The sequence below is a fragment of the Streptomyces sp. NPDC002130 genome, assembly GCF_040296465.1.
Taxonomy (GTDB): Bacteria; Actinomycetota; Actinomycetes; order Streptomycetales; family Streptomycetaceae; genus Streptomyces.
In genome coordinates, this window is sequence record NZ_JBEOXI010000290.1 from 1 (window position 1) to 9,399 (window position 9,399).

The window sequence follows — 9,399 nt, forward strand, 5'->3', positions numbered from 1 at the left end:
CGCCGGTGAGCGGGGCCTGGTGCGTGGAGCTGCAAGGCGGAGGAGGGAGTCGACGCGGAGCGTCGGTGACCGACGACAACGCCGCAGATGCGCGTGCCAGGCCCCGCGTCCGTGGGCTGATCCAAACGACAGGCCCTAGGCCTGCCCGGCCAGCCACAGGTCCGGGCCGAACACCTCGTAGTGGATGTCGGCGGGGGCCACGCCCTTGGCGATCAGCTGGGTCCGCACCGCCCGCATGAACGGGAGCGGACCGCACAGGTACGCGCGCGTGCCCGGGGCGAGCGCGACATCGGCGAGGTCGACCAGCCCGGAGTGCGTGCCTGCCGGGGCGTCCTGCTCGTACCAGAGGTGGACGGCCACGTCGGGCAGCTTGGCGGCGTAGGCCTCGTGGTCGGTGCGCAGGGCGTGGGTGGCGGGGGAGCGGTCGGCGTGCACGACGGTGACCGGGGCGCGGTGTCCCGAGTCGGCGAGGTGCGCCAGCATCGCCGCCATCGGGGTCACGCCGATGCCCGCCGAGGCCAGCAGCAGCGGCGTGTCGGGACCGCCGTCCAGGACCAGGTCGCCGTACGGCTCGGACAGCTCCAGGAGGTCACCCACCCGCACGCGCGCGTGCAGGTGGTTCGAGACCTCGCCGTCGGGGGCGCCGGCCTCGCGCACGCGCTTCACACTGATCTGCCGCAGGCCGGGGCCGGGCGCCCCGGACAGGCTGTACTGCCGTATCTGCCGGGCGCCGTCCGCGAGGGCGGCGCGGACGGAGACGTACTGGCCCGCGCGGAACTCCCGCACCACACCGCCGTCGGCCGGCCGCAGCCGGAACGTGGCGACGTCGTCGGTCTCGGCGACCCGCTCGACGACCTCCCAGGACCGCCAGGTGTGCCCGCCGCGCTCCTCGCGCAGCCGCTGCTCCACGGCGATCAGGGCGTTCGCCATCAGCCAGTAGACCTCCTCCCAGGCGGCGGCGACCTCGGGCGTGACGGCGTCGCCGAGCACGTCGGCGATGGCGGCGAACAGGTGCTCGTGGACGACGGCGTACTGCTCCGGCGTGACGCCGAGTGAGGCGTGCTTGTGGGCGATGCGCTGCAGCATCGCGTCGGGGCGCTGCTCCGGACGGTCCAGCAGGTGGGTCGCGAACGCGGCGATGGACCCGGCGAGCGCCTGGCGCTGGGTGCCGGAGACCTGGTTGCCCCGGTTGAACAGGTCCCGCAGCAGCTCCGGGTGGGCCGCGAACAGCCCGGCGTAGAAGCGCTCGGTGATCGTGCCGAGGGCGGCCCCGACGGCGGGGAGCGTGGCACGGACGGTGGCGGCGGACTGTTCGGACAGCATCAGGCCTCCTCAAGGCTCGGCTGCGCGCACGCTATTTAAAGTTGCATATGAGATGCAAATTAAGTGGGCGGAGCGACGAGAGGAACCGGCCGTTACGGATGTCGGTGCGAGCAGGCACTATGGGCGGAAGAGCAGTTCACCTGCCGTACGTGACGCGTTCGGCCCCGGGTCAGCCGGGCGATCATGGTCCGCAACGCGTACGAAATGGTGGTGTGGTGGGATGCTCAGGTGCCCGACCGCCTCCCGTGGTACGGAAGAGAAGGCGGCCTGACCAGCAAGGATGGGGAAGCGGAAGATGGACAAGCAGCAGGAGTTCGTGCTCCGGACGTTGGAGGAGCGCGACATCCGGTTCGTACGCCTGTGGTTCACGGACGTCCTGGGCTTCCTCAAGTCCGTCGCCGTGGCCCCGGCCGAGCTGGAGCAGGCCTTCGACGAGGGCATCGGCTTCGACGGCTCCGCGATCGAGGGCTTCGCCCGGGTCTACGAGTCCGACATGATCGCCAAGCCGGACCCGTCGACCTTCCAGATCCTGCCGTGGCGCGCGGAGGCCCCGGGCACGGCCCGGATGTTCTGCGACATCCTCATGCCGGACGGCTCCCCGTCCTTCGCCGACCCGCGCTACGTGCTCAAGCGCGCCCTGGCCCGCACCTCCGACCTGGGCTTCACCTTCTACACCCACCCGGAGATCGAGTTCTTCCTGCTGAAGGACCGCCCGCTGGACGGCTCCCGCCCCACTCCGGCCGACAACTCCGGTTACTTCGACCACACCCCGACCAACGTCGGCATGGACTTCCGCCGCCAGGCGATCACCATGCTGGAGTCGATGGGCATCTCGGTGGAGTTCTCCCACCACGAGGGCGCGCCGGGCCAGCAGGAGATCGACCTCCGCTACGCCGACGCGCTGTCCACGGCCGACAACGTCATGACGTTCCGCCTCGTCATGAAGCAGGTGGCCCTGGAGCAGGGCGTGCACGCGACGTTCATGCCGAAGCCCTTCTCCGAGCACCCGGGCAGCGGCATGCACACGCACCTGTCGCTCTTCGAGGGCGACCGCAACGCCTTCTACGAGTCCGGCTCCGAGTACCAGCTCTCCAAGGTGGGCCGCTCCTTCATCGCGGGCCTGCTGCGGCACGCCGCGGAGATCTCCGCGGTCACCAACCAGTGGGTCAACTCCTACAAGCGCATCTGGGGCGGCGCGGAGCGCACCGCGGGCGCGGGCGGCGAGGCCCCCTCGTACATCTGCTGGGGCCACAACAACCGCTCGGCGCTCGTCCGCGTCCCGATGTACAAGCCCGGCAAGACGGGCTCGGCGCGGGTGGAGGTCCGCTCCATCGACTCCGGCGCGAACCCGTACCTGGCGTACGCGCTGCTGCTGGCCGCCGGCCTCAAGGGCATCGAGGAGGGCTACGAGCTCCCGCCGGGCGCCGAGGACGACGTCTGGGCCCTCTCCGACGCGGAGCGCCGCGCCATGGGCATCGAGCCGCTCCCGCAGAACCTCGGCGAGGCCCTGACCCTCATGGAACGCAGCGACCTCGTCGCCGAGACGCTGGGTGAGCACGTGTTCGACTTCTTCCTGCGCAACAAGCGGCAGGAGTGGGAGGAGTACCGGTCCGAGGTCACGGCGTTCGAGCTGCGCAAGAACCTTCCGGCGCTGTAGACCCAGGTCAGGGTGGGCACCGAGCTGATTCGGCCTGTGGGGCCGACGATCATGGAGCGTCGGCCCCACGGTGCTTCGATGCCTTTGGGCCGTCTCTGGGCCGTCAGGCAGGATCCCAGCCAGCTGCAGCTAAGTGGTCGTCAGCTTCGGAAGTCCTTCGAGGTTTGACGCGAATGGTGTGGCTGTCCGGGCAGCGGCAGGCCGGGACAGCGACCTGGGTCGCTGCCCCAGCACGCTTTCGGCGTGTTGTCAGGCGACGCGGAGGATGCTCTTGCCCTGGGTGGCGCCCTCGGCGAGCCGCTGTATGGCGGTGGCCAGGTCTGCCATGCCGTATTCGGCGGTGATGTCCACGCGCACCTTGCCGTCTACGACGAGAGCGAGTGCGCGGCGGGCGCTGTCGGCGAGGCGCTCCGGGTGGGTCTGGCTGAGCAGATTGCTGTTGTACGTCATGAGTGACTTGCCATGCATGAGCAGGTCGTTGGTGTCGGCCAGGACGGGTTCGTAGGTGCTGAGGTTGCCGAACACCGCGAGTCGGCCGTGTGTGGCGAGCTGCTCCAGTCCGGCGCGGCGGGTCACACCGCCGACCGGGTCGAGGATCACGTCGAAGCGTTCGGTGCCGAGCGTGGTCGGGAACTCTTCGCGCAGCAGGACCTGGTCGTAGCCGAACTGGGCGGCGTAGTCGGCCCTGGCGGCACTGCCGGCGACACCGACGATCCGGCCGGCCCCGGCCAGCCGGGCGAACTGGGCGGCGAGCGTGCCGACTGAGCCGGCCGCGGCGTGGATCAGCACGCTTTCGCCGGGCCGTACCTGCGCGGTGGTGTTGATCAGGTCGTAGGCGGTCGGTGCGCCCCAGCCGAGACCTGCGGCCGTCCGCAGCGGCAGGTCGCCGGTGTCCAGGCTGAGCGCGGCGGGTGCCAGGACCACCTCGGCATAGGCGCCTGCCGTGGTCAGCGCGGCCACGGGCGCACCGACACGGCCTGCGTCGACGCCCTCGCCGACCGCGGCGATGTGCCCGGACGCCTCGAAGCCGGGGACGAAGGGGCGCGGCACGGCGAAGTGGCCGTCCCGGACCATGGTGTCCCCCCACTGGATCCCGGCGTAGGCGACTCGGATCGCCACCTCGCCGGGGCCGGGGGTGGGCTCATCGAGTTCGGCGACTCGGTAGTGGTCCTCGGTGTCGAGGAGGACAGCCTTCATGGTTACAGCCCCTTGTGTCGACTCAGTATCCTTATAGTCGAGGACGGTAGGTATATAAGGTTCCTGAGTCAACCCATGAACCTGTCAATGGAGTGGGAGTACATGATGGAAGCCCCGGTCGAGGAGTCCCTCTGTACCCGGATCAGGCGGTCGGAGCAGGCGTTGATGGCGCACCACGAGGCAGTGCTGCGCGCCTACGGGCTGACCATGACGCAGTACACCGTGCTGCTGGCCCTCTCGCGCGAAGGCGGCATGTCCGGCGCCCAACTGGCCCGCTCCTGCGGGGTGACGCAGCAGAGCATGAGCAGCGTGCTGACCAACATGGAGACCAAGGAACTCATCCGCCGCGAGACGTCCCCGGTGCACGCCAAGGTCCAGATCGCCACCCTGACCGACGAGGGTGAGGCGCTCCTTGACCGCGCCTACCAGGAGGTGATCATCCTTGAGCGCGCACTCACCGACGCGTTCACGCCTTCCGAACACGCCGCGCTCTGCGCACTCCTGGAACGAGCCACTACCGTCCTGATCCAGCAGACACGCCACGCGACAGCCCCGCCCGCCGCCTGAGCCCTCGGCCACCGCTCACACCGACGCGCTCTCCGAAGCCGTCGTCCACGCGAAACCGTCCGGGTCGGTGAACGGTCCGGCGTCGCCGGTGATGGTGAGGCGGTGGGAGCCGGTGCCGTCGGGGGAGACGCCGGCGACCTTGGCGAGGCCGCGGCGCTTGTACAGGGCCAGCTTGACGGGGCCGTCGGCGGCGAACTCGACGTACTTGGAGCCGAAGCTCTTGCCCACGGCCAGGCCGTGATCGACGTAGAACTGCTTGCTGGCCCTCACGTCCTCCACGCCGAGCAGCAGCACGAAGTCGTCCACCCGCCCGGTCGCCGGGCCGGTGTTCTTCTTCGAGGACGACGCGAGCTGCCAGATCGTCCCGTCCGGGGCCTGTACGACGCCCCCGTAGCCCCACAGCGACTTGGCCGCGGGCTTCAGCGTCGTCGCCCCGGCCCGCACGGCCGCGTCGACGAGCGCGTCCACATCGGCCGGCTGGGGGACCACGAGCGACAGCGTGAACCCGCGGAAGCCGGAGGTCGGTGCCTCCGACGCCCGCAGGCGCAGCCGCTCGCCCAGACCGAAGGCGGCGGAGTAGAAGCGGTCGGCGGCGGCGGGGTCGGCCACCTCGAGGGTGACGGATGCGATGGAAGTCATGACAGCGACGCTAATCGCGCCCCGCTGGACGTGCTTCTCGATTCCTGACCGGTTCCCCCCGGGGCCTCAGGCCTGCTTCCGCTTCAGGTCGGCCAGCAGCTGATGCAGCGGCTCCGTGGCCCTGCGCCGGTACTCCTGCACCGCCCACCCGTTGCCGTCCGGGTCCTGGAAGTGCATGAACGTGGCGCCGTCGTCCGGGGAGTACTGGACCGGCTCCGAGACGTCGAGCCCGCGCGCGACCAGCTCCGCGTGGGCCGCCTTGATGTCGGCGACGCACAGCTGCAGGCCCTGGTAGGAGCCCGGAGCCGGGGTCGGGCCGGGCGTCATCTGCCAGATGGACTCGCCCAGGGCGATCGAACAGCCGGAACCCGGAGGGGTCAGCTGGACGATCCGCATCCCGGGCATGACCTCCTGGTCGATGTCCACGTGAAAGCCGACCTTGTCCCGGTAGAAGTCCCGCGCACGGTCGATGTCGGACACGGGCAACGGGATGACTTCGAGCGTGATGTCCACGGCATGACTCCTTCGTCCGGCCTCATGAGAACCGCTCACCTCGTCCGGCTGAAGCCGGGCGGAACGGCTCCCCTCACCGAAGCCGATAACGGCGTGCGGCGCCACCGAGTGGACACCGGCCGGACCCGTACCGTGACGGAAATGGCCCTCCCGTACCCCCTGTGGCCAGAAACCGCCGTACCTCGTCTCCGACGCCATGGCCCGTTCCCGTAGCCGCACGCCCCGACCGCCCACGAGGGCCGCTTCCGGGCCCGTGCGCAGGTGCGGGCCCTCATCCCCGCATCCCGCACGCCCCGTCCGCCCGCCGAACTCCCCGGCGCTTCCCCCGGCCCGTGCGGTTAGGCTCAAAGCCGTACGACCTTGATCCGATGCATGTCCGAGGAACAGTGCGAAGGAGGCCCGGATGACGGCGGTGCCGGGGCGCAGGAGCAGCACCTTCACACGGCTGCTGCGGCACGGCTTCACCGACGCCTCCGCCGCCGAACGGCTCCTGGACAGCCCCGAGCTCGCGCCCCTGCGCGACGACCCGGTCCTGCTGGAGGCGCTGGGCGCCACCGCAGACCCAGATCTCGCGCTGCTCGGACTCGTCCGGCTGCTGGAGGCCCAGCACGGCCCCGGCGCCCGCCGGGAACTGCTCGACACGCTGATCTCCTCCAAGCCGCTGCGCGACCGTCTCCTCGGTGTCCTCGGCGCCTCCACCGCCCTCGCCGACCACCTCACCCGGCACCCGGACGACTGGCAGGCACTCGTCATGTACGAGGCGTACGACCTGCACCCCGGGGTGGAGGAGTTCGAGGCCGGCCTCGCGGAGGCCACCGACCCGGTCTCGCTGCGCGTCGCCTACCGGCGCTGCCTGCTGTCCATCGCCGCCCGCGACGTCTGCGGCACCACCGGCGTCGCCGAATCCGCCGCCGAGCTCGCCGACCTCGCCACCGCCACCCTGCGCGCCGCCCTCTCCATCGCCGAGGCGGCCGCGCCGGAGGACGCCGAGCAGTGCCGGCTCGCGGTCATCGCGATGGGCAAGTGCGGCGGCCACGAGCTGAACTACGTCTCCGACGTGGACGTCATCTTCGTCGGGGAGGCCACCGAGGGCACCGACGAGACCAAGGCCGTGCGCGCCGCGACCCGGCTCGCCTCGCACATGATGCGGATCTGCTCCGAGACCACCGTCGAGGGCTCCATCTGGCCCGTCGACGCCAACCTCCGGCCCGAGGGCCGCAACGGCCCCCTCGTGCGGACCGTGTCCAGCCACCTCGCCTACTACCAGCGCTGGGCCAAGACGTGGGAGTTCCAGGCGCTGCTCAAGGCCCGCCCGGTCGCCGGCGACCTCGACCTCGGCGCGGAGTACGTCGCCGCCGTCCAGCCCCTGGTGTGGAAGGCCGCCGAGCGCGAGAACTTCGTGCCCGACGTGCAGAAGATGCGCCGCCGGGTCGTGGAGAACATTCCCGTCGGCGAGGTCGACCGCCAGCTGAAGCTGGGGCCGGGCGGCCTCCGGGACGTCGAGTTCGCCGTGCAGCTGCTCCAGCTGGTGCACGGCCGGGCCGACACCTCCCTGCGCAGCGGTACGACCCTGGACGCGTTGGGGGCCCTCGCCGCCGGCGGCTACGTCGGCCGGTCCGACGCGGCCCAGCTCGACGAGGCCTACCGCTTCCTGCGCTCCATGGAGCACCGCATCCAGCTGTTCCGGCTGCGCCGCACCCACCTCGTCCCCGAGGACGAGGCCGAGCTGCGCCGCATCGGCCGCTCCCTGGGCCTGCGTGCGGACCCGGTCGCCGACCTGCACCGCGAGTGGCGGCGGCACGCGGGTGTCGTACGCCGGCTGCACGAGAAGCTCTTCTACCGGCCGCTGCTCGACGCGGTCGCCCAGCTCGCGACCGGCGAGGCCCGGCTGAGCACCGAGGCGGCCCGGGAGCGCATGGTCGCCCTCGGCTACGCCGACCCCGCCTCCGCCCTGCGCCACCTGGAGGCGCTGGCCTCCGGCGTCACCCGCAAGGCCGCCATCCAGCGCACCCTGCTCCCCGTGCTGCTGGGCTGGTTCGCCGACTCGGCCGACCCGGACGCGGGCCTGCTGGGCTTCCGCAAGGTCTCGGACGCGCTCGGCAAGACCCCCTGGTACCTGCGGCTCCTGCGGGACGAGGGCGCCGCCGCACAGAACCTCGCCCGTGTGCTGTCCGCCGGCCGGCTCGCGCCCGACCTGCTGATGCGCGCCCCGGAGGCGGTCGCGCTGCTCGGCGACGGGGACGGCAGCGGTCTGGAACCGCGGCCGCGCGCCCACCTGGAGCAGGAGATACTCGCCGCCGTGCGCCGGGCCGACGGCGCCGCCCAGGCCGTCACGGCGGCCCGCGGAGTGCGCCGCCGCGAGCTGTTCCGCACGGCCGCCGCCGACATCGTCGGCTCCTACGGCACCGAGGAGCAGCCCGCCGAGGCCGACCAGGGCGCCCTGGTGGACCGCGTCGGGGCGGCGGTGTCCGACCTGACGGCGGCGACCCTCGCCGGCACGCTCCGCGCGGTGGTACGGGACGGTTGGGGCGACGACCTGCCCACCCGGTTCGCGATCATCGGCATGGGCCGGTTCGGCGGCCACGAGCTGGGCTACGGCTCCGACGCGGACGTGCTGTTCGTGCACGAACCGCGCGAGGGCGTCGACGAGCGGGAGGCCTCCCAGGCGGCCAACAAGGTCGTCTCCGAGATGCGCCGCCTGCTGCAGCTCCCCAGCGCCGACCCGCCCCTGCTCATCGACGCCGACCTGCGCCCGGAGGGCAAGTCCGGCCCGCTGGTCCGCACCCTCACCTCGTACGAGGCGTACTACCGCCGGTGGGCCCAGACCTGGGAGTCGCACGCGCTGCTGCGGGCCGAGCCCGTCGCCGGCGACGAGGAGCTGGGCCGCCGCTTCATCGGGCTGATCGACCCGCTGCGCTACCCGGCGGACGGGCTCACCGACGAGGCCGTGCGCGAGATCCGGCGTCTCAAGGCCCGCATGGAGTCCGAGCGGCTGCCGCGCGGCGCCGACCCCAAGCTGCACGCCAAGCTCGGGCCGGGCGGCCTGTCCGACGTGGAGTGGACCGTGCAGCTCATGCAACTGCGGCACGGATCGACGGAGCCGGGGCTGCGCACCACCCGCACCCGCGAGGCCCTGGCGGCCGCCCGCACCGCCGGGCTCATCACGGACGACGACGCGGCGACCCTCGACGAGGCCTGGGTCCTCGCGACCCGCGTCCGCAACGCGGTGATGCTGGTCCGCGGCCGGGCCGGGGACACGTTCCCGACCGAACCCCGGGAACTGGCCGCCGTGGGCAGGTACCTGGGCTACGGCCCGGGCCACGCGGGCGACATGCTGGACGCGTACCGCCGCACGGCACGCCGGGCGCGCGGTGTGGTGGAGGAACTGTTCTACGGCGTCGCCGAGCGCTAGGTGTATTGATCACGAGCGTTGTTGACACCGGCCGGGCTTGATCATGGCGAAGACCTCCGGTGTGGTGGAGGTGTCGAGTCTTCACCGCACG

Annotated in this window: 7 protein-coding genes; 3 read left to right on the top strand and 4 right to left on the bottom strand. The window is 71.7% G+C overall.

Features of this window, described 5'->3' with window-relative positions; translation table 11 throughout:
• Positions 1-135: 135 nt before the first annotated feature.
• Positions 136-1,323, bottom strand: a complete 1,188-nt coding sequence (locus tag ABT116_RS35455) for a globin domain-containing protein (protein WP_351642601.1) — start codon at positions 1,321-1,323, stop codon at positions 136-138.
• Positions 1,324-1,618: 295 nt separating this feature from the next.
• Between ABT116_RS35455 and glnA2 the strand changes: the two genes are divergently transcribed.
• Complete coding sequence (gene glnA2, locus ABT116_RS35460) at positions 1,619-2,980, top strand: gamma-glutamylpolyamine synthetase GlnA2 (protein WP_031131671.1); 1,362 nt, start codon at positions 1,619-1,621, stop codon at positions 2,978-2,980.
• Positions 2,981-3,229: 249 nt separating this feature from the next.
• Here the strand turns inward: glnA2 and ABT116_RS35465 are convergent, their stop codons facing one another.
• Positions 3,230-4,177, bottom strand: a complete 948-nt coding sequence (locus ABT116_RS35465) for a quinone oxidoreductase family protein (RefSeq protein ID WP_351642604.1) — start codon at positions 4,175-4,177, stop codon at positions 3,230-3,232.
• 75 nt (positions 4,178-4,252) lie between these two features.
• On the opposite strand from ABT116_RS35465, the gene ABT116_RS35470 reads away from it, so the two are divergent.
• Complete coding sequence (locus tag ABT116_RS35470; protein ID WP_351642607.1) at positions 4,253-4,744, top strand: MarR family winged helix-turn-helix transcriptional regulator; 492 nt, start codon at positions 4,253-4,255, stop codon at positions 4,742-4,744.
• Positions 4,745-4,759: 15 nt separating this feature from the next.
• Here ABT116_RS35470 and ABT116_RS35475 read toward each other — a convergent pair whose 3' ends face one another.
• Together ABT116_RS35475 and ABT116_RS35480 are read right to left on the bottom strand one after the other, a co-directional pair.
• Positions 4,760-5,383 (bottom strand): glyoxalase, encoded by a 624-nt coding sequence (locus ABT116_RS35475; RefSeq protein ID WP_351642610.1) that lies wholly within the window; start codon positions 5,381-5,383, stop codon positions 4,760-4,762.
• Positions 5,384-5,449: 66 nt separating this feature from the next.
• Positions 5,450-5,896 (bottom strand): VOC family protein, encoded by a 447-nt coding sequence (locus ABT116_RS35480; protein WP_351642613.1) that lies wholly within the window; start codon positions 5,894-5,896, stop codon positions 5,450-5,452.
• Positions 5,897-6,299: 403 nt separating this feature from the next.
• Here ABT116_RS35480 and ABT116_RS35485 point away from each other — a divergent pair, with 403 nt between their 5' ends.
• Positions 6,300-9,308 carry a bifunctional [glutamine synthetase] adenylyltransferase/[glutamine synthetase]-adenylyl-L-tyrosine phosphorylase gene (locus tag ABT116_RS35485; RefSeq protein WP_351642615.1) on the top strand — a complete coding sequence of 1,003 codons (3,009 nt, stop codon included), beginning with the start codon at positions 6,300-6,302 and terminating at the stop codon, positions 9,306-9,308.
• The last annotated feature ends 91 nt before the right edge of the window (positions 9,309-9,399 follow it).